The organism is Micromonospora rosaria (assembly GCF_001567585.1).
Classification (GTDB): Bacteria; Actinomycetota; Actinomycetes; order Mycobacteriales; family Micromonosporaceae; genus Micromonospora; species Micromonospora rosaria.
The window spans coordinates 1-19,500 of the sequence record NZ_LRQV01000049.1 but is presented as its reverse complement, the minus strand read 5'-3'; the positions used below and the strand labels follow the sequence as shown (position 1 = coordinate 19,500).

Sequence of the window (19,500 nt, the reverse complement as noted above, 5' to 3'; positions counted from 1 at the left end):
TCCTTTCTCACGAGGGGAAGGGGAGTGGTGGTGCGGTCAGTCCGGCCGGCCGAACCAGGTCCGCACCGTCTGCGGGGTCGCCGCGAAGTTCTGCCCGGCGAACTCCACCGCCGCGGCGCGCAGCGGGTCCTCGGCGCGGTGGTCCCCGGTCGGGGCCGGGCCGGCGTCGGCGAGCGTGGCCCGCAGGGCGGCGTGGGCGGCCTCGGTCATGGCCCGGACGTCCTCGTCGCTGGTCGCCGCCGAGGGCATGAACCGCCCGCCGTACTGCATCAGGAAACCCCGCCGCCACATCTCCTGGAAGAACCGGGTACCGAGGTCGGGGTCGGCGAAGACGACGTCGAACATGGTCGGCCAGGACCGGGCGACCGCCGGCACGTCGTGGGCGGCGAAGACCTCGTTCAAGCCCGCCATCAACCGGGTGCCGACCGTCCGGATCCGCTCCGGCACCGTGCCGTCGGCGTAGGCGTCGAGGGTCGCCAGGGCCGCGGCGAACGGGGTCACCTCCCGCTGGTAGGTGTTGCCGAGGTAGGTCGCCTCGTCGGCCTTCATCACCTCGGCGCGGCCCAGCACGGCGGAGAGGGCGAACCCGTTGGCCAGGCCCTTGCTGACCGCGATCAGGTCGGCGTCGACACCGGCGGCGGCGTGGTAGCCGCCCGGGGCGTACCGGAACCCGGTCATCACCTCGTCGACGACGACGAGGCCACCGTGCCGGCGGGCGATCTCGGCGACCTGCCGCAGGTGCTCCCTGGGGAAGAAGTTGACCTCGGGCGTCACGATGACCGCCGCGATCCGCCCGTGCCGGGACGCCAGGTCGGCGAGCCGGTCGAGGTCGTAGCCGAAGTCGGTGGTGTCCGGGTCGCGGTCGGCCAGGGCGAGGTGCGGCCGGTACTGCAGGTGCCAATCGTGCCACCCGTGGTACCCGCTGGTCAGCACCGGGCGGGCGCCGGTGTGCACCCGGGCGAGCCGGACGGCGGCGGTGGTCGCGCAGGAGCCGGTGCGGAAGAAGACCGCCCGCTGGGCGCAGGGGAAGAGGTCGACCAGCCGTTCGGCGAGTTCGACGCGGAGCAGGGACAACGGCCCGGGCAGGATCCCGCCGGTGCGGACCATGGCCCGGGTCGCGGCCTCGACGACGCCGGGATGCCCGGCGCCGAGCGGGGCGGCCCCGCTGCACGAGGTCAGGTCGAGGTACCGCCGACCCTGCACGTCCCAGACGTACGCCCCGGAGCCCCGGTCCAGGACGATCGGGAAGCGCCGGTCGAGGTCCCAGGTGTCGGAGGCGGTGACCGCCCTCGCCCGGGCGAGGGCGTCGTCGTGGGTGGTGCGCGGGTGCGTCGCCTGAGCCGTACGTCCGGTCACTGGTGGGCCTCCTCGTCGGGTCGGATCGGGGGTGGCGCGTCGGTGCCGAGCTGCGCCGCGACCCGGTGGGCGATGCGCAGCGCGTTGGCCTGGATGGTGAGGGTGGGGTTGACCCCGCCGGCGAAGGGGAAGAAGCCGCCGTCCACCACGTAGACGTTCTCCGCCTCGTGCACCCGCCCGTCGCCGTCGACCACCGAACTGCGGGGGTCGTGCCCGGCCCGGCACCCGCCGTGCAGGTGGCGGCTGCCCAGGTGGTGGTTCGACGACTCGGCGTGCACCTCGTGCACCCCGGCGGCGCGCAGCAGGTCGACCGCGTGGCCGGCCAGGTGGTCGCGGCGGGACTCGTCGACCGGGTGGGTGCGGTAGTCCATGACCAGGCGCGGCACGCCGAACGCGTCGCGCCGGGTGGCGAGCCGGACCCGGTTGCGGGCCCGTGGCTGGTCGCCGGCCAGGAAGTGCAGGCGCAGCGTCAGGTGTCCGTCGCGGTAGCGGTCCCGGACCGGGTCGGCCTCGTAGAGCATGCCGCCGAGCCCGCTGGGGATCTCCGGGTCGAGGTAGTAGTCGGAGAAGGCCACGCTGGAGAACGGCCCGTTCTCGGGGCGGCCGGTGTCGGGGGCCGGCACCCGCCCCCACCGGTAGCCGCTGACCTTGAACGACAGGCCGCGTCCCACCATGTCGTGTCCGTTGCCGAGCCCGTGGGCCGCGCCGGGCCCGGTGGAGCGCAGCAGCAGGGCGGCCGACTGCACGGCGTTGGCGGCGACGACCACGGCGCGGGCCCGGGTGGTGCGGCGGGTGCGGTGACGCAGGTCGAGCCACTCCACCGAGCCGGCCACGCCGCAGCGGTCGAGGTTGATCCGCAGCGCCCGGGCGGCCAGCCGGACCGACAGGGAGCCCTCGGCGACGAGCGGGTCGAGCAGCAGGGTGGCGAGGTCCGCCCGGGCCCCGGTGGGGCAGACGTGCTCGTTGCAGGGGCCGCAGCGGTGACACCTCGGCCGACCCCGGTAGGGGACGGAGGTGATGGCGAGGGGAGTGGGGAAGGGGCGCAGCCCCCGGGCGCGGCCGGCCCGGGCCAGCAGGGCGCCCGCACGGCTGTACGGGTGCGGGGGCATCGGGGCCGGCCCGGAGCCCGGGTCCAGCGGGTCGGCGTGGTCGGCCCGGGCCACCCCGACGAGGCGTTCGACCTCCTCGTAGTACGGGCGCAGGTCGTGGTACGACAGGGGCCACCGGGGGTCCAGCGCGTCGGTACTCATATATTTCCCAGCGTCAAAGTCGACTGTGCGATATCGGAACATGATCCCGCCGAAGAGCGTCATTCCGCCGCCGAGCGCCTGCGCGGTCCAGGGTCGTCCGGAATCCGCGAACCCGCCGTCCGGGGCCGGCGTGAGCGCGGGTTGCCAGGTCTTTTCCAGGCCCCGTAACGAGTCGCCCGGCGTCACCCGGCCGCCTTCTTCGAGGATCAGGACGGAGTGGCCCTGTCGGCAGAGGAAGTGTGCCGCGACGGCACCACTGGCCCCGCTTCCGATCACGCAGACGTCCACCGTTTCGTCGGTCACTGTCACCCTCCCCCGATGTGCGCGAACGGTGCGACGGCGCGCGGGGTGACGCCGGCCGTGCTCGCCGTCGGCCGGTCCGGCCGGCCTGTCCGGTGCCGCTCGCCGGCCGTTCTGCCTGGTGGTCCGGGTGTCGTCCGGACGGCCGGTCCGGGTGCGGATGGCGCCCCCGCGCGCCCTCGCTCGATGTCGTGTACGTGACCCCTGCGACCCGGTGGCCCGGTGGCCCGGTGATCCGGTGACACGTGTTCCGGTGGAACCGGAAGACAGGTTTTCCGGGTGCCGGGTCGAGTGGTGTCGACTCAATCGAGGGAAGCATGGTTAACGAATTGTTTCAATAGATGAATGCCTATGTGAACTACGTCACAAAGAGGTTTGGCGCAATTCCCGGCGCGAATCGGTGCGGTGGTCGACGTCTTCTGTCCGGGGCGCGGGTCGACGCGGATGCGCGATGCGTGCCAGAATGACGGGCATCGAATTCCTGGAGAACTACCGACAGATGTTCGCCCGGCCGGACATCGCCCGGCCCATCGCGGCGGCCTTCGTCGCCCGGCTGCGCGACGGCGGCACCCCGCTGGCGATGGTGCTGCTGGTGCAACACGGCACGGGGTCGTTCGCCGTGGCCGGGTCCGCCACCGGGGCCTTCGGCCTCGCCGCCGCCCTGTCCCGCCCCCTGCACGGCCGGCTGCTCGACCGGCTGGGCCAGCGGGTGCTGCTCGCCACGGCCGCCGCCAACAGCGCGGCGATGCTCGCCTTCGTGGCCGCCGTCCGCCTCGGGGCGCCGCCCCCGGCGGTGGTGGCGGTGGCGGTGCTGATCGGTCTGCTGCTGCCGGCCCAGGCGGCGGCCCTGCGGGCGCTGCTGCCCGACCTGGCCGGCGAGCGGCTCCGCCCGGCGGCCTACGCCGTGGAGGCCAACGCCCAGGAGTTGACCGCGATCTCCGGCCCCCTGATCGTCGGCGTCCTGGTGGCCCTGCTGCCACCCGGCGGCGCGTTGGCCGTCCTGGCGGTGGTCGGCTTCGCCGGCACCGTGTGGTACGTGACCGCACCGGCCGCCCGCGCCTGGCGGGGCACCGGATTCGTCGGCCCCCGCCGCAGCGCCCTGCGCGCCCCGGCGATGTGGACGCTGATGCTGGCCGTGGCGAGCATCAGCGTCATCCTCGGCGTGCTCCAGGTCGCCCTGCCGGCGTTCGCCGGTGACCGCGACGCCACCCACCTGGCCGGCCTGCTGCTGTCGGCGTTCGCGGTGGGCAGCCTGCTCGGCGGCAGCGCCTACGGCGCGGGACAGTGGCGGGCGAGCGCGGTGCACCAACTGCGGGTGCTGCTGCTGGTGGTGGCCGCCGGGGTCGCGGTGCTGGCCGTGGCCGACGGCATGGCGCTCATGACCGGGCTCGCGCTCGTCGCCGGCCTCGGGATGGCGCCCGCCTTCGCCGTCACCTTCCTCGCCTGCGACGCGATCGCCACCGCCGGGCGCGCGGCGGAGTCGTTCACCTGGCTCGGCGCCGCGAACACCGCCGGCTTCGGCCTCGGCGGGACGCTGGCCGGGTTCACCATCGAGTGGGCCGGCCCCGGCGCGGCGTTCGTCGTCGCCGCGACCGTGGTGCTCACCGTCGCGGCCCTGCTCTGGGCCCGCCCGGACGCCCTGCGCGCCGGCACCTGACAAGTCCCGCCGGCCGCCGTCGCACCCCGGCCAACCGCGTCGCACCCGGCCAGCGTCGCCGCCCCCGGCGGGTCGGCGCTGCGCCCCGGCCAGCCGGCACGGCGGCCCGGCCGGGTGGCGTGGTGGGCGGGCCCGCCGGCACGGCGACTCGGCCAGCCGGCACGCTGGTCAGGCCGGGCGGGGCGGTGGTCAGGCGGGGGTGTCGGGGTTGGCCAGCACGGCGAGGATCGGCTCGCCGTACTTGGCCAGCTTGTTCTCGCCGACCCCGCTGATCCGGGACAGCTCGGCGAGTGAGGCCGGGGCGTCCGCGGCGATCTGCCGCAGGGTCGCGTCGTGGAAGATCACGTACGCCGGTACCCCCTGCTCCTTGGCGGTCGCGGCCCGCCAGGCCCGCAGCCGCTCGAACAGCGGCGCGGCCTCGGCCGGCAACTCCGCGACCACGGTGGCCGCCCCCCGGGGCTTCGCCGCCGACCGCGCCGGGCGCTCCGGCTCCCGGCGCAGCATGACGGTACGGCGGCGGCCCAGCACCTCGGCGCTGGCGTCGGTGAGCGCCAGGGTGCCGTAGTCGCCCTCGACCGTGAGCAGCCCCTCGGCGAGCAGTTGCCGGACCACCCCGCGCCACTCGGCCTCGCGCAGGTCGGTGCCGATGCCGAAGACGGTGAGCTGGTCGTGCCGGAACTGGGAGACCTTGTCGTTCTGCTTGCCGAGCAGGATGTCGATGCAGTGCCCGGCGCCGAACCGCTGGTTGCGCTCGCGGTCGAGCCGGTACACCGTGGAGAGCAGCTTCTGCGCGGGGACGGTGCCGTCCCACGACTCCGGCGGCTCCAGGCAGGTGTCGCAGTTGCCGCAGCCGCCGGTGGCCGGCTCGCCGAAGTACTCCAGCAGTTGCGCCCGGCGGCAGCGGACCGTCTCGCAGAGGGCGAGCATCGCGTCGAGGTGCGCGGCCAGGTTCCGCCGGTGGGCGAGGTCGCCCTCGGAGGAGTCGATCATCTTGCGCTGCTGGACGACGTCCTGGAGGCCGTAGGCGAGCCAGGCGGTCGACGGCAGGCCGTCCCGGCCGGCCCGGCCGGTCTCCTGGTAGTAGCCCTCGACCGACTTGGGCAGGTCGAGGTGGGCGACGAAGCGGACGTCCGGCTTGTCGATGCCCATCCCGAAGGCGATCGTCGCCACCATCACCAGGCCGTCCTCGCGCAGGAAACGCTGCTGGTTGCGCGCCCTGGTCGCCGCGTCCAACCCCGCGTGGTACGGCAGCGCGGCGATGCCGTTGGCGACCAGGAACTCGGCGGTCTTGTCCACCGAGGCCCGGGACAGGCAGTACACGATCCCGGCGTCGCCGGGGTGCTCGTCGCGCAGCAGGCTCAGCAACTGCTTGCGCGGCTCCCGTTTCGGCACGATCCGGTACTGGATGTTGGGCCGGTCGAAGCTGGCCACGAAGTGCCGGGCCCCGGTGAGCTGGAGCCGGGTGGCGATCTCGGTGCGGGTGGCGCTGGTCGCGGTGGCGGTCAACGCGATCCGGGGCACGTCCGGCCAGCGCTCCGGCAGCATCGACAGGGTCAGGTAGTCGGGGCGGAAGTCGTGCCCCCACTGCGACACGCAGTGCGCCTCGTCGATGGCGAACAGCGCGATCCGACCCCGGTCGAGCAGGCTCAGGGTGCCCCGGCTGGCCAGCGCCTCCGGCGCGAGGTAGAGCAGGTCGATCTCCCCGGCGACGAACTCCGCCTCGACCAGCCGGCGGGTGTCCGGGTCGAGGGTCGAGTTGAGGAAGCCGGCCCGCACGCCGACCGCCCGCAGCGCGTCCACCTGGTCCTGCATGAGCGCGATCAGCGGGGAGATCACCACCGCGACGCCGTCGCGGACCAGCGCCGGGATCTGGTAGCACAGCGACTTGCCGCCCCCGGTCGGCATCAGCACCAGGGCGTCGCCGCCGGCCACCACGTGCTCGATGACCTCGGCCTGGAACCCCCGGAACGCGTCGTACCCGAACACCCGACGCAGGGTCTCCAACGCCGCCGTCGGGTCGCTCGGGCCGGGGACGCTCACGTCACGGGGAGAAACCACCCGGGGATTCTACGAGCGCCGCCCGACACCCACCCCGCCCGCCGTCGCCGGAGCCGACGACTCCCACGATGCCGTGCCGGCGTTCCCGGCCTGCAAGCGCCGTCTTCGCGGCGGAGCGCGGATCGACGGAGCGTCGCGCGGGAAACGACGCGCCTGTCGGCGTGTCGCGTCGGAATTCCGCCACCGGTCACCCCGCGCCGCGCCGCGCCGCCCTGCCCCGCCCCGCGCCATGGGGCGGCGGGGTGGTGGGGCGATGGCGGGTGGGGCGGTGGGGAATTCGGTCGGGCCGGGTCGGGTTGGCAGGGGCATGACGACTGTGGGACTCATCGGTAGTGGCAACATCGGCGGCACGGTGGCACGGCTGGCGGTCGCCGCCGGTCACCAGGTGGTGCTGAGCAACTCGCGGGGGCCGGAGACCCTCCAGGACCTGGTGGCGGAGCTGGGGCCGCTGGCGCGGGCGGGCACCCCGGCCGAGGCCGCGCAGGCCGGCGACCTGGTCGTGGTCACCGTTCCGCTGCACGCCTACCGGCAGGTGCCGGTGAAGGAACTGGCCGGCAAGACCGTGATCGACACGAACAACTACTACCCGGAGCGCGACGGGCACATCGCGGAGCTGGACGACGAGTCCACGACCACCAGTGAGCTGCTCCAGGCGCACCTGCCGGAGTCCCGCGTGGTCAAGGGCTTCAACAACATCTTCTTCACGCACCTGCTCGCCCTGGCCCGGCCGGCCGGCGCGGCCGACCGGAGCGCCCTGTCGATCGCCGGCGACGACCCGGCGGCGAAGGCCGCCGTCACCGCCTTCTTCGACAGCATCGGGTACGACACCGTGGACGCCGGGCCGCTGGCGGAGGGCTGGCGGTTCCAGCGGGACACCGCCGCGTACGCGGGTCTCTACGCCGCCGACCCGGCGAACTTCTTCGAGTCCGGCCCGACCCGGGTCGACGCGGCGACGCTGCGCGCCGCCCTGGCCGCCGCCCGCCGGTACGCCGACTCCTGACGCCTCGACCGCCGGCATCCGGACGGGACGGCACGACCGGGCGGCCCGCAGGAGGGTCGTCCGGTCGCGCCGTCCCGCAGGCCCGTCGCGCTGCGCCGACAGGCCCGCGCCGCCCCGTGGCCGTGCACGGATCGACGTCGTCCGGCGGGTTAGAGTCGCAGTTTGTCGTCGGCGGTTCGGGCCGCGACGCGGCACCAGGGCGGGGGTAGTGGGTTGAGCGAGGCGCGGACAGCCGGCACAGGGGAGGGCACCGGGCATCCGGCCGAGGCGGACACCACGCTGGTGGTGGTGACCGGTCTCTCCGGCGGGGGCCGCAGCACGGTCGCCCGGGCCCTGGAGAACGTCGGCTTCTACGTGGTCGACAACCTGCCCCAGGCGCTGCTGCTGGACATGGCCGAGCTGGCCGTCAAGGCCGGCGGTGCGGCCCGGCGCACGGCGATGGTGCTGGACGTGCGCTCGCGTGCCTTCTCCACCGACCTGGTCGGCGCGATCCGGGAGCTGAAGGAGCGGGGTTTCTCGCCCCGGGTGGTCTTCGTCGACGCCGACGACGAGGTGCTGATCCGGCGCTTCGAGAGCGTCCGGCGCTCGCACCCGTTGCAGGGCGACGGGCGGCTCGCCGACGGGATCGCCGTCGAGCGGGGACTGCTGGAGGAGGCCCGCGACCAGGCCGACGTGATCATCGACACCAGCCACCTCAACGTCAACCAGCTCCGGCGGCGCATCGAGGAGCTGTTCGGCGGCGAGGAGACCCGGCGGCTGCGGGTCACCGTGATCTCCTTCGGCTTCAAGTACGGCCTGCCGCCGGACGCCGACTTCGTGCTCGACGCCCGGTTCCTGCCCAACCCGTACTGGGTGCCCGAACTGCGGGAGCACACCGGGCGGGAGGAGGCGGTCAGCGCGTACGTGCTGGGCCAGGAGGGGGCGGACGCCTTCGTCTCGGCGTACGCGGACCTGGTCGGCGCCACCACCGCCGGCTTCGAGCGGGAGGGCAAGCGGTACCTGACCGTGGCGGTGGGCTGCACCGGGGGCAAACACCGCAGCGTGGCCATCGCCGAGGAACTGGCCGCCCGGCTGCGCCGCTCGGGGCTGGCCGCCAACGCCCAGCACCGGGACCTGGGGCGAGAATGACGGCGCCGCAGGGGCCGCCGGCCACCGGGCGGGGCGGTCCGGTCCGGGTCGTCGCCTTCGGCGGCGGGCACGGCCTGGCGGCCTCGCTGCGGGCCCTGCGCCGCTGCGCCCCCGACCTGCGGCTGGACATCACGGCCGTGGTCACCGTCGGTGACGACGGCGGCTCCAGTGGCCGGCTGCGCGCCGAACGGGGTGGCCTGCCCCCGGGCGACCTGCGGCAGGCCCTGGTGGCGTTGGCCGCCGACGAGCCGGCCACCCGGCGCAGCGCCGGGCTGTTCCAGCACCGCTTCCTCGGCGACTCGCGGACCGGGCTGGCCGGCCACGCGGTGGGCAACCTGGTCATCAGCGGCCTGATCGAGTTGCTCGGCGATCCGGTCGCCGCGCTGGAGCACGCCGGCTCGATGCTCGGCGCGGTCGGCCGGGTGCTGCCGATGTCCTGCCAGCCGGTCGACATCGAGGCCCGGGTACGGGGTGCCGACCCGGCCCGTCCGGGCGAGGTCCGCACGGTCCGGGGCCAGCACCAGGTCGCGGTGACCAGCGGCCGGGTGGAGGCGCTGCGGCTCACCCCGCAGGCCCCGGTGGCCTGCGCCGAGGCGGTGACGGCGATCGGCGCGGCGGACTGGCTGATCTTCGGGCCGGGAAGCTGGTACACCAGCGTGCTGCCGCACCTGCTCGTGCCGGGGCTGGCCGAGGCGATCGTGGCCAGCCCGGCGCGGCGGCTGGTGACGCTCAACCTGGCGGCGGAGAAGGAGACGCTGGGGCTCTCCGTGGCCGACCACCTCGCCGCCCTGCGCTGGTACCTGCCGGCTCTGGTGGTGGACCAGGTGCTGGCCGACGCCAAGGCGGTCGGCGATCCGGAGCCGGTCGCGCGTGCGGCAGAATCCCTGGGGGCCCGGCTGGTGCTCGCCCCGGTCGCCGTCGCGGACGGCACACCTCGCCACGATCCGGACGCCCTGGGTGCCGCCCTGGTGCCGGTCCTGGGCGCCGATCGTTAGACACGTACGTAATCACCGGCGACACGCCGGAACCGGTCCGTGAGGGGACGCACAATGGCGATGACGGCTGCGGTCAAGGACGAGCTGAGTCGGGTCGACGTGCCCAAGCCCTGCTGCCGGCGGGCGGAGATGGCCGCCCTGCTGCGGTTCGCCGGCGGGTTGCACATCGTCTCCGGCCGGGTGGTGGTCGAGGCGGAACTGGACACCGGCGCGGTGGCCCGCCGGCTGCGGCGGGAGATCGCCGAGGTGTACGGCTACCCCAGCGAGATCCACGTCCTGGCCTCCGGCGGGCTGCGCAAGGGCAGCCACTTCATCGTCCGGGTGGTCAAGGACGGCGAGATGCTGGCCCGGCAGACCGGCCTGCTGGACGTGCGCGGCCGGCCGGTACGCGGGCTGCCGCCGCACGTGGTGGCGGCGAACGTCTGCTGCGCGGTGTCGGCGTGGCGGGGCGCGTTCATGGCGCACGGCTCGCTCACCGAGCCGGGGCGCTCCAGTGCGCTGGAGATCACCTGCCCCGGGCCGGAGTCGGCGCTGGCGCTGGTCGGCGCGGCCCGCCGGATCGGCATCACCGCCAAGAACCGGGAGGTGCGCGGGGTCGACCGGGTGGTGGTCAAGGACGGCGACGCGATCGCCGCGCTGCTCACCCGCATCGGCGCCCATTCCAGCGTGCTGGCCTGGGAGGAGCGCCGGGTCCGCCGGGAGGTCCGGGCCACCGCGAACCGGCTGGCCAACTTCGACGACGCGAACCTGCGCCGCTCGGCGCGGGCGGCGGTGGCCGCCGCCGCCCGGGTCACCCGGGCGCTGGAGATCCTCGCCGACGACGCGCCGAACCACCTCACCGACGCCGGCCGGCTGCGCCTGGAGCACCGGCAGGCCTCCCTGGAGGAGTTGGGGGCGCTGGCGAACCCGCCGTTGACCAAGGACGCGATCGCCGGGCGGATAAGGCGACTGCTCGCGCTGGCCGACAAGCGCGCCCGTGACCTGGGCATCCCCGATACCGAAGCGGCCGTCACACCGGACATGCTCGTGGTCTGATGGGACGGTGGGGCTGGGCCGGTGAACGCCGGTCGCGGCGCGAGGTCGGGTTTGCGCCCCGGCGCAGCGCCGCGCCGCGCGCTCGGATAGGGTCGCAGCGTACGGCAAGGGGGCCGGCAACCGGCCCGTTCCGCCGTACCCACCGCCCTGGGCGGTCAGGTCTTCTCCGAGACCGCGGCGGGGCGGCCGAGATGAACCGTCAGCGGCCGGCTTCATGGCCGGCGCACATCATCCCGCCGGTCCACAACCGATGCCGGCGGAACACAACGCGAGGAGATGGGACCTGTGACCATCCGGGTTGGCATCAACGGCTTCGGCCGCATCGGCCGTAACTTCTTCCGGGCCGTGCTGGCGTCCGGCGCCGACATCGAGGTCGTCGCGGTCAACGACCTGACCGACAACGCGACGCTCGCCCACCTGCTCAAGTACGACAGCATCCTGGGCCGCCTCCCGCACGAGGTGAAGGCCACCGCCGACGAGATCACCGTGGGCGGCAAGACCATCAAGGCGTTCGCCGAGCGGGACCCGTCGAAGCTGCCGTGGGGCGAGGCCGGCGTGGACGTGGTCATCGAGTCGACCGGGTTCTTCACCGACGCCACCAAGGCCAAGGCGCACGTCGACGGCGGGGCCAAGAAGGTCATCATCTCCGCCCCGGCGAAGAACGAGGACGTCACGGTCGTCATGGGCGTCAACGACGGCCAGTACGACCCGGCGAAGCACACCATCATCTCGAACGCCTCCTGCACCACCAACTGCCTGGCCCCGATGGCGAAGGTGCTGCACGACACCTTCGGCATCGAGAAGGGTCTGATGACCACGATCCACGCGTACACGCAGGACCAGAACCTGCAGGACGCGCCGCACAGCGACCTGCGCCGGGCCCGCGCCGCCGCGCTGAACATCGTGCCGACCTCGACCGGTGCGGCCAAGGCGATCGGCCTGGTCCTGCCGGAGCTGAAGGGCAAGCTCGACGGGTACGCGCTGCGGGTGCCGATCCCCACCGGCTCCGCCACCGACCTGACCGTGACCGTCGGCCGGGAGACCACGGTCGACGAGGTCAACGCCGCGCTGAAGGCCGCCGCCGAGGGCCCGCTCCAGGGCATCCTGACCTACAACGAGGACCCGATCGTGTCGGCCGACATCGTCACCGACCCGGCGTCGTGCATCTACGACGCGCCGCTGACCAAGGTCATCGGCAACCAGGTCAAGGTCGTCGGCTGGTACGACAACGAGTGGGGCTACTCGAACCGCCTGGTCGACCTGGTCAAGCTGGTCGGTAGCTCGCTGTGAGTGCGAGGAGTGAGCCTGCGAGCCCCGCAGTCACGAACGGAGGGCTAGCTCGGTGAGTATCCGTACCCTCGACGACCTGCTCGCCGAGGGGGTGTCGGGTCGGCGCGTGCTGGTGCGCGCCGACCTGAACGTCCCGCTCGACAAGCAGACCGGCGCGATCACCGACGACGGGCGGATCCGGGCGGTCCTGCCGACGCTGAGCGCCCTCACCGAGGCCGGCGCGAAGGTCGTGGTCTTCTCGCACCTGGGTCGCCCGAAGGGCGCCCCGGACCCGCAGTACAGCCTCCGCCCGGTCGCCGGGCGGCTCGGTGAGCTGCTCGGGGTGCCGGTGTCCTTCGCGGAGGACACCGTGGGCGAGTCGGCCCGGTCCACCGTGGACGCGCTCGCCGACGGCCAGGTGGCCCTGCTGGAGAACCTGCGCTTCAACAAGGGCGAGACCAGCAAGGACGACGCCGAGCGGGGCGCGTTCGCCGACCAGCTCGCCGCCCTCGGCGAGGCGTACGTGGACGACGCGTTCGGCGCCGTGCACCGCAAGCACGCCAGCGTCCACGACGTGCCGGCGCGGCTGCCGCACGTGGCCGGCCGGCTGGTCCTGCGCGAGGTCGAGGTGCTGTCCCGGCTGACCGGTGAGCCGGAGCGGCCGTACGTGGTCGTCCTCGGCGGCTCGAAGGTCTCCGACAAGCTCGCCGTGATCGAGGCGCTGCTGCCGAAGGTCGACAAGCTGCTCATCGGCGGCGGGATGTGCTTCACCTTCCTCAAGGCCCAGGGCCACGAGGTGGGCACCTCGCTGCTGGAGGAGGAGATGGTCGGGACCTGCCGCGACCTGCTCGCGCGGGCCGACGGCAAGATCCTGCTCCCGGTCGACGTGGTGGCCGCCGACGCGTTCGCCCCGGACGCCGCGCACGACACCGTGCGTGCCGACGCCATCCCGAGCAAGCGGCTCGGCCTGGACGTCGGGCCGGCGACGGTGGCCGCGTTCGCCGAGGTGATCGGCACCGCGCGGACGGTCTTCTGGAACGGCCCGATGGGCGTGTTCGAGATGCCGGCGTTCGCCGCCGGTACCCGGGGGGTGGCCGAGGCCATCACCAAGGCCGACGCGTTCACCGTGGTCGGTGGTGGCGACTCTGCCGCCGCCGTCCGGGCCCTCGGGCTGGACGAGTCGTCGTTCGGGCACATCTCCACCGGCGGGGGCGCCTCGCTGGAGTACCTGGAGGGCAAGACCCTCCCCGGCATCGCGGCGCTGGAGGACTGATGGCGGCCACCACCCGCCGGCCGTTGATGGCCGGCAACTGGAAGATGAACCTCAACCACCTGGAAGCCATCGCGCTGGTGCAGAAGCTGGCGTTCAGCCTGAACGCCGACCAGCTCACCGCCGTGGAGACGGTGGTGCTGCCGCCCTACGTCGACCTGCGCAGCGTGCAGACGCTGGTCGACGGGGACAAGCTGCTCATCGGCTACGGCGCGCAGGACCTGTCGCCGCACCCGGCCGGCGCGTACACCGGGGAGATCTCCGGGGCGATGCTGGCCAAGCTGGGCTGCCAGTACGTGGTGGTCGGGCACTCCGAGCGGCGGGCGTACCACCACGAGGACGACGCGCTGGTCAACGCCAAGGTCGTCGCGGCGCTGGAGAACGGGCTGACGCCGATCCTCTGCGTGGGGGAGGGGCTGGACGTCCGCGAGCAGCTGCGGCACGTGCCGCACTGCTGCGACCAGCTCGACGGCGCCCTGAAGGGGCTCACCGCCGAGCAGGTCACCAAGGTCGTCGTCGCGTACGAGCCGGTCTGGGCGATCGGCACCGGCAAGACCGCGACCCCGGAGGACGCCCAGGAGGTGTGCGGGGCGGTCCGGCTGCGGCTGGCCGAGACGTACGACCAGGGCACCGCGGACCAGGTCCGGGTCCTCTACGGCGGGTCGGTCAAGTCGTCGAACGTCGCCGCGATCATGGCCCAGCCGGACGTGGACGGGGCGCTCGTCGGTGGGGCGAGCCTGGACGCGGACGAGTTCTCCAAGATCTGTCGGTTCCCGGAGCACATCGCCCGCTGAAGGCTCGCTATCCTTGATCCCGCCCGTCCGCCGGCCGGTGCCCCCGTGCCCGATCTGTCCGGGCGAGGATCGCAACGAGAGGACTGACCCCCGCCATGCCGATCTGGTTCGCATACACGTTGATCGTGTTGCTGGTCATCACCAGTGTGCTGCTCACCATGCTGATCCTGCTGCACCGAGGTAAGGGCGGTGGGTTGTCCAGCATGTTCGGCGGCGGCGTCAGCTCCAGCCTGGCCGGCTCCTCGGTCGCGGAGAAGAACCTCGACCGTTACACCGTTCTGGTGGGCATCGTCTGGTTCGCCTGCATCGTCGGGCTGGGCCTCTGGCTCCGCCTCGCGATGAACACCTGAGCGGCGTACCTGTCCGACCGCGCGCGGTCCGTCCCCCGACGGGCCGCGCGCGGTCGCATGTCCGGGTGGACCCGTCGGGGCGCACCGGCGGCGTGCTCCCGGTGGCCGGGCGTGAAGAAGGGCCCCCTGCTATACGCAATGCGTTAACAGGGGGCCCTTCCTTACTGCTCAGAGTTCGGCGGCGGCGGCGCGGTCGAGCAGCCAGAGGGTACGGGCGAGGCCGCGTACCTGACCGGCCGGCAGCGGTACCGGACCGGAGCCGGCCAGCGCGGCGGCGACCGCCTTCGCCTTGTCCGACCCGCCGGCCACCAGCCACACCTCCTGCGCCGTGTTGATGGTGGGCAGGGTCAGCGTGGTCCGCACCGGGGGCGGCTTCGGGCTGTCCCGGACCGCGCTGACCGACCGCTCCTCGTGCACCACCGGGTGCTCCGGGAAGACCGACGCGACGTGCCCGTCCTCCCCGACGCCCAGCATCAGCACGTCGAAGTGGGGCAGCGCGCCGCCCACGCCGGGTCCGGCCGCCGCCGCCAGCTCCGTCGCGTACCGGGCGGCGGCGGCCTCCGGGTCGTCCCCGTCCGGGCCGTCGGCGGCCGGCATCGGGTGTACCCGCGCCGGGTCCAGCGGCACCGCGTCCAGCAGCGCCGCCCGCGCCTGGGTCTCGTTGCGCTCCGGGTCGCCGGCCGGCAGGAACCGCTCGTCGCCCCACCACACGTCCACCCGGGACCAGTCGACCGCCTCCCGGGCCGGCAGCGTGGCCACCGCCCGGTACACCGCGGCGGCGATCCGCCCGCCGGTCAGCACCACCGACGCCGTGCCCCGGTCGGCCTGCGCGTCGAGCAGCTTCACCACGAACCGGGCCGCCACCGCCTGCGCCAGCACCTCGGCGTCGGCGTGGACGGCCACACTCGCCTCACTCATGTTCCGCCTTCGTCTCCGGACCGCCCTGCGGTCGTGTCGGGCTCATCGTCGCCGCTCAGTGGTCCAGCGCCGGGCCGGCGTGCGCGGTGATCCCGGCCTCGGCCCGCTGGGCGGTGGCCGGGTCCTTCCAGACGTGCACCCGCTGGCCGGGCCGCCGGTCCAGGGCCACCCCCGCCGCGGCGCCCAGCGCCTCCGCGTACACCTGGTCGGCGTCGAGCCGGCGTAGCTCCTCGGCCAGCTCGTCGCCGAGCGGCCGGCGGACCAGCGGCAGCGTCCGGTCCTCCTGCCCGGTCCGGCGGAAGGTGGCCTGGCTGTCGTCCCGGGTCAGGGTCAGCTCGTCGCCGTTGGCGCAGCGCAACTGCACCTGGCGCATCCGGGGGGACTCGTCGGTCGGCTCCCACCGAGGGCTGATCCCCAGCCGGCTGCCCAGCCAGCCGCACATCAGCGCGGCGGTCGGGTCCTTCGGCGGGGCGACCACGGTCGCCTCGGTGACCCGGGCCTGGGTGGTGTCGAACGCCCCGGCGACCAGGGTGCGCCACGGGGTGATCCGGGTCCACGCCAGGTCGGTGTCGCCCGGGGCGTAGTCGCGGGCCCGCTGGCGCAGCGCCTCGATCGGGTCGGGGGACTGCGCGCAGTCGGTGATCCGCCGGTCGGCGACCACCCCGAGGAAGTCGGTGGCGATCTCCTCCGGCGGCTCGCCGTGCCACCAGGTCACCACCGGCACGTCCGGCACCAGCAGCGGCATCACCACCGACTCGGCGTGCAGGGCCAGCCGCCCGTACATCCGGGTGACCACCGCCTCGCAGGGGCCGAGCCGGCCGCCGACCACGATCTCCGCGTCCAGCCGGTCGCGGTCGCGCTCCACGTCGGAGCGGACCACCACCAGCAGCCGGCACGGGTGGGCGGCGGCGGCCACCGTGGCCGCCGCCTCCGCCTCGCGGACCCGCTTCTCGTCCACCACCACGATCAGCGTCAGCGCCATGCCGCTGGCCACGCCGCCGGCGCTGCGCCGTTCGGCGGCGAGCGCCTTGACCACCTCGTTGCCGGTGGTGTCCCACAGCCCGATCACTGGAGCCTCCCGCTTCGCTCGCTGTGCCGCATCACGCCCGCCGCCAGGCACGGCCCTCGCGGGCCAGCATCTCGTCGGCCGCCCGGGGGCCCCACTCGCCGGCCCGGTACGGCTCCGGCCGGGTGCCCTCCCAGGCCTTCACCAACGGGTCCACCACGGCCCAGCTCTGCTCGACCTCGGCGGCGTCCGGGAAGAGGGTCCGGTCGCCGATCAGCACGTCCAGCACCAGCCGCTCGTACGCCTCGGGGCTGGACTCGGTGAACGCCTCGCCGTACTGGAAGTCCATCGCGATGTCGCGGACCTCCATCGTGGTGCCCGGCACCTTGGAGCCGAACTTGAGCACCACGCCCTCGTCCGGCTGGACCCGGATGACGAGCTGGTTGTTGCCGAGCATCTCCATGTCGGCGGGGTTGAACGGCAGGTGCGGCGCCTTCTTGAACATGATGGCGACCTCGGTCACCCGGCGCGGCAGCCGCTTGGCGGCCCGGATGTAGAACGGCACCTCCGCCCAGCGGCGGTTCTGGATGCCGAGCTTGACCGCCACGTACGTCTCGGTGGTCGAGTCCGGCGGGACGCCGTCCTCCTCCAGGTAGCCGGCCGCCCGCTGGCCGCCCACCCAGCCGGGCAGGTACTGGCCCCGAACGGTGTCGGCGGCCACGTCGGTGGGGACGGTGATGGCCCGCAGCACCTTGAGCTTCTCGGCGCGGATCTCGTCGGCGTCGAAGCTCGTCGGCTCCTCCATCGCCACCAGGGCGAGCAGTTGCAGCAGGTGGTTCTGCAACACGTCCCGGGCGGTGCCGACCGAGTCGTAGAACCCGGCCCGGCTGCCGATCCCGACGTCCTCGGCCATGGTGATCTGCACCGAGTCCACGTAGTGGGAGTTCCACAGCGGCTCGAACAGGTTGTTGGCGAAGCGCAGGGCGAGGATGTTCTGGACCGTCTCCTTGCCCAGGTAGTGGTCGATCCGGAAGACGTCCTGCGAGGTGAAGACGTCGTCGACCAGGTCGTTGAGCTCCTTGGCCGAGGGCAGGTCGTGCCCGAACGGCTTCTCCACCACGACCCGTCGCCAGCCGCCGCACTTCTCGTTGTCGGCCATGCCGGTCCGGGCGAGCTGCTTGAGCACGACCGGGAACGCCGCCGGGGGGATGGAGAAGTAGAACGCGGCGTTGCCATGGATGCCATGGCTGTCACGCAGGTCGTTCAGGGTCTGGGCGAGCCGGTCGAAGGCCGCGTCGTCGTCGAACGAGCCGCCGACGAACTTGATGTTGCCGGCGAGCCGGGCCCACACCTCCTCCCGCCACGGGGTACGGCAGTGTTCCTTGGCCGCCTCGTGGGCCAGCGACTCGAAGTCGCCGTCGGCCCAGTCGCGCCGGGCGAAGCCCAGCACCACGAAGCCCGGGGGCAGCAGCCCCCGGTTGGCCAGGTCGTACACCGCGGGTAACAACTTCTTGCGAGCCAGGTCGCCGGTGACACCGAAGATCACCAGAGCGCACGGCTCCGGGATCCTGGGCAGCCGCCGGTCCTGTGCGTCGCGCAGGGGGTTCACGCCGCCTCCTCGCTCCGGTCCGTCCACGTCGTCCATCGTCACGTCGTCAGCCGCCCAGCCGCATCGAGAAGCTGGGCGACGCCCTCCGCCCGGTCGGTCAGGTGCAACCGCAGCACCGGGCGGCCCCGGCCGGCCAGGGCCTGCCGGTCACCGGCGGCCTGGGCCGCCTGTAGTTCTCCGAAGGAGTACGGTCGGTCGGGCACCGGCAGATCAGCGTCGATCGTGCCGGTCACCTGCAGGTAGCTGCCCACCTGCGGGCCGCCCTGGTGGTACTGCCCGGTCGAGTGCAGGTACCGGGGTCCCCACCCGAAGGTGACCGGGCGTGCGGTGGCCCCGGCCAGCCGGGCCCGCAGCCGGGCCGCGTCGGCGTCGGCGTACCGGTCGAGGTACGCCAGCACCGCCAGGTAGCCGTCCGACCCGAGCCCCTCCACCAGCCAGCGCAGCGCCCCGACCAGGTCGGCCGGGGCCCCCGCCGGGGCGTACGCCTCGACCGCGCCCACGGTGAACGACGGCCGTTCGGCCGGCGGACCGCAGGCGAGGATCCGGCTGGTGTGCTCCGTGCTCCCGGCCCCGTCGGGCTCGTCGAACGGGTCGACGCCGAGCGCCACCCCGGCGAGCGCGGTGGCGTACTCCCAGGCCAGGAACTGGGCGCCGAGCGGGCCGGTGACCGCGAGGTCCGGGGCGACGCCGCCGCCCGGCACGGCCCCGGCGGCGAGCGCGCCGCCGTAGCTCACGGTCAGCACGTCCGGGCCGGTCGGGCCGGGGTCGTCCGGGGCCGCCAGGACCACCGGCAGCAGACCCCGCCCGGCCTTGCCCGTCGACTCGGCGAGCAACTGCTCGATCCAGTCGCCCAGGCCGTCGAGGCCGGTGCCGTCGGAGACCAGGACGACGGTGTCCCGGCCTCCGATGGCCGCCGCGCCGAGCGCCGCGCCCAGGGCCAGGCCGGGGTTGTCCCGGTCCCGGCCCAGCGCGTCGGCCAGCGCCTCGGCCTGGTCGAGCAGCTCCACCACCTCGACCCCGGCCAGCGCGGCCGGGACCAGCCCGAACGCGCTCAGCGCGGCGTACCGGCCGGCCACCCGCAGGTCGGCGGGCACGACCACCGCGCCGAGGTCGACGGCGGTCCGCCCCAGCGGGGAGTCCGGGTCGGTGACCACGACGACGTGCCGCCCGGCCTCCTCCTCGGTCAGCCCGGCGGCCAGGAACGCCTCCCGGTACGCCCGCAGGAGGCTGTCGGTCTCGACCGTGCCGCCGGACGTGCCGACCGCCACGACGACGGTCCGCTCCAGCCGGTCCGCCAGCGCGGCGCGTACCCGACCGGGGTCGGTGCTGTCCAGCACGGTCAGCGGCCGGCCCAGGGTCCGGGTGATCACCTCGGCGGCCAGCGTCGCGCCGCCCGTCCCGGCGAGCACCACGTGGTCCAGGTCGGCCAGTTCGGCCCGCAGCTCGGCGAGCAGGGGGAGCAGTTCCCGGCTCCGCCGGAAGGTGTCCACCCAGCCCAGCCGGCG

Annotated in this window: 16 protein-coding genes; 9 read left to right on the top strand and 7 right to left on the bottom strand. The window is 74.0% G+C overall.

The window, feature by feature from the left end; genetic code table 11:
- Window positions 1-36: 36 nt before the first annotated feature.
- Together AWW66_RS15205 and AWW66_RS15200 are read right to left on the bottom strand one after the other, a co-directional pair.
- Window positions 37-1,356, bottom strand: a complete 1,320-nt coding sequence (locus AWW66_RS15205) for an aminotransferase class III-fold pyridoxal phosphate-dependent enzyme (protein WP_067366047.1) — start codon at window positions 1,354-1,356, stop codon at window positions 37-39.
- Window positions 1,353-2,909: a GMC oxidoreductase gene (locus tag AWW66_RS15200; protein WP_169807116.1), complete on the bottom strand. Its 1,557-nt coding sequence runs from the start codon at window positions 2,907-2,909 to the stop codon at window positions 1,353-1,355. The genes AWW66_RS15205 and AWW66_RS15200 overlap by 4 nt, the downstream gene beginning before the upstream one ends.
- Before the next feature lie 460 nt (window positions 2,910-3,369).
- Between AWW66_RS15200 and AWW66_RS15195 the strand changes: the two genes are divergently transcribed.
- Complete coding sequence (locus AWW66_RS15195) at window positions 3,370-4,563, top strand: MFS transporter (RefSeq protein ID WP_067366044.1); 1,194 nt, start codon at window positions 3,370-3,372, stop codon at window positions 4,561-4,563.
- A gap of 189 nt (window positions 4,564-4,752) precedes the next feature.
- Here the strand turns inward: AWW66_RS15195 and recQ are convergent, their stop codons facing one another.
- Window positions 4,753-6,603, bottom strand: coding sequence for a DNA helicase RecQ (recQ, locus tag AWW66_RS15190; protein ID WP_067366041.1), 1,851 nt, complete (start codon window positions 6,601-6,603; stop codon window positions 4,753-4,755).
- 325 nt (window positions 6,604-6,928) lie between these two features.
- Here recQ and AWW66_RS15185 point away from each other — a divergent pair, with 325 nt between their 5' ends.
- The 8 genes from AWW66_RS15185 to secG all read left to right on the top strand — a co-directional run bounded on the left by AWW66_RS15185 (window position 6,929) and on the right by secG (window position 14,462).
- Window positions 6,929-7,621 carry an NADPH-dependent F420 reductase gene (locus tag AWW66_RS15185; RefSeq protein ID WP_067366039.1) on the top strand — a complete coding sequence of 231 codons (693 nt, stop codon included), beginning with the start codon at window positions 6,929-6,931 and terminating at the stop codon, window positions 7,619-7,621.
- 213 nt (window positions 7,622-7,834) lie between these two features.
- On the top strand, window positions 7,835-8,749 hold the full coding sequence (gene rapZ / locus AWW66_RS15180; RefSeq protein WP_067366036.1) for an RNase adapter RapZ: 915 nt from the start codon (window positions 7,835-7,837) through the stop codon (window positions 8,747-8,749).
- On the top strand, window positions 8,746-9,744 hold the full coding sequence (locus AWW66_RS15175) for a gluconeogenesis factor YvcK family protein (protein ID WP_067366033.1): 999 nt from the start codon (window positions 8,746-8,748) through the stop codon (window positions 9,742-9,744). The genes rapZ and AWW66_RS15175 overlap by 4 nt, the downstream gene beginning before the upstream one ends.
- Window positions 9,745-9,798: 54 nt before the next feature.
- Window positions 9,799-10,779 carry a DNA-binding protein WhiA gene (gene whiA, locus AWW66_RS15170; RefSeq protein WP_067366030.1) on the top strand — a complete coding sequence of 327 codons (981 nt, stop codon included), beginning with the start codon at window positions 9,799-9,801 and terminating at the stop codon, window positions 10,777-10,779.
- 285 nt (window positions 10,780-11,064) lie between these two features.
- Window positions 11,065-12,069 carry a type I glyceraldehyde-3-phosphate dehydrogenase gene (gene gap / locus AWW66_RS15165; protein ID WP_067366027.1) on the top strand — a complete coding sequence of 335 codons (1,005 nt, stop codon included), beginning with the start codon at window positions 11,065-11,067 and terminating at the stop codon, window positions 12,067-12,069.
- Between the two features lie 52 nt (window positions 12,070-12,121).
- Window positions 12,122-13,321: a phosphoglycerate kinase gene (locus AWW66_RS15160; protein WP_067366023.1), complete on the top strand. Its 1,200-nt coding sequence runs from the start codon at window positions 12,122-12,124 to the stop codon at window positions 13,319-13,321.
- The gene (tpiA, locus tag AWW66_RS15155) at window positions 13,321-14,112 is read left to right on the top strand and encodes a triose-phosphate isomerase (RefSeq protein WP_067366021.1); all 792 of its coding nucleotides are present in this window, start codon (window positions 13,321-13,323) and stop codon (window positions 14,110-14,112) included. The genes AWW66_RS15160 and tpiA overlap by 1 nt, the downstream gene beginning before the upstream one ends.
- Before the next feature lie 95 nt (window positions 14,113-14,207).
- A complete protein-coding gene (gene secG / locus AWW66_RS15150) occupies window positions 14,208-14,462 on the top strand; it encodes a preprotein translocase subunit SecG (RefSeq protein WP_067366018.1) in 255 nt (84 codons plus the stop codon).
- A gap of 168 nt (window positions 14,463-14,630) precedes the next feature.
- Here the strand turns inward: secG and pgl are convergent, their stop codons facing one another.
- The 4 genes from pgl to AWW66_RS15130 all read right to left on the bottom strand — a co-directional run.
- The gene (gene pgl, locus AWW66_RS15145; protein WP_067366015.1) at window positions 14,631-15,380 is read right to left on the bottom strand and encodes a 6-phosphogluconolactonase; all 750 of its coding nucleotides are present in this window, start codon (window positions 15,378-15,380) and stop codon (window positions 14,631-14,633) included.
- A 55-nt stretch (window positions 15,381-15,435) separates the two neighbouring features.
- On the bottom strand, window positions 15,436-16,449 hold the full coding sequence (locus tag AWW66_RS15140) for a glucose-6-phosphate dehydrogenase assembly protein OpcA (RefSeq protein ID WP_067366013.1): 1,014 nt from the start codon (window positions 16,447-16,449) through the stop codon (window positions 15,436-15,438).
- Window positions 16,450-16,480: 31 nt separating this feature from the next.
- Window positions 16,481-18,031: a glucose-6-phosphate dehydrogenase gene (gene zwf / locus AWW66_RS15135; protein WP_067366010.1), complete on the bottom strand. Its 1,551-nt coding sequence runs from the start codon at window positions 18,029-18,031 to the stop codon at window positions 16,481-16,483.
- 2 nt (window positions 18,032-18,033) lie between these two features.
- Window positions 18,034-19,500 (bottom strand): glucose-6-phosphate isomerase (locus AWW66_RS15130; protein ID WP_067366006.1); only part of this gene is annotated, 1,467 nt, incomplete at its 5' end.

Bases quoted from the DNA above. Each gene is read 5' to 3' on its own strand.
- AWW66_RS15185 (WP_067366039.1), top strand. From the start codon at position 6,929: ATGACGACTGTGGGACTCATCGGTAGTGGCAACATCGGCGGCACGGTG.
- pgl (WP_067366015.1), bottom strand. From the start codon at position 15,380: ATGAGTGAGGCGAGTGTGGCCGTCCACGCCGACGCCGAGGTGCTGGCG.
- AWW66_RS15175 (WP_067366033.1), top strand. From the start codon at position 8,746: ATGACGGCGCCGCAGGGGCCGCCGGCCACCGGGCGGGGCGGTCCGGTC.
- secG (WP_067366018.1), top strand. From the start codon at position 14,208: ATGCCGATCTGGTTCGCATACACGTTGATCGTGTTGCTGGTCATCACC.
- whiA (WP_067366030.1), top strand. From the start codon at position 9,799: ATGGCGATGACGGCTGCGGTCAAGGACGAGCTGAGTCGGGTCGACGTG.
- zwf (WP_067366010.1), bottom strand. From the start codon at position 18,031: ATGGACGACGTGGACGGACCGGAGCGAGGAGGCGGCGTGAACCCCCTG.
- AWW66_RS15195 (WP_067366044.1), top strand. From the start codon at position 3,370: ATGACGGGCATCGAATTCCTGGAGAACTACCGACAGATGTTCGCCCGG.
- tpiA (WP_067366021.1), top strand. From the start codon at position 13,321: ATGGCGGCCACCACCCGCCGGCCGTTGATGGCCGGCAACTGGAAGATG.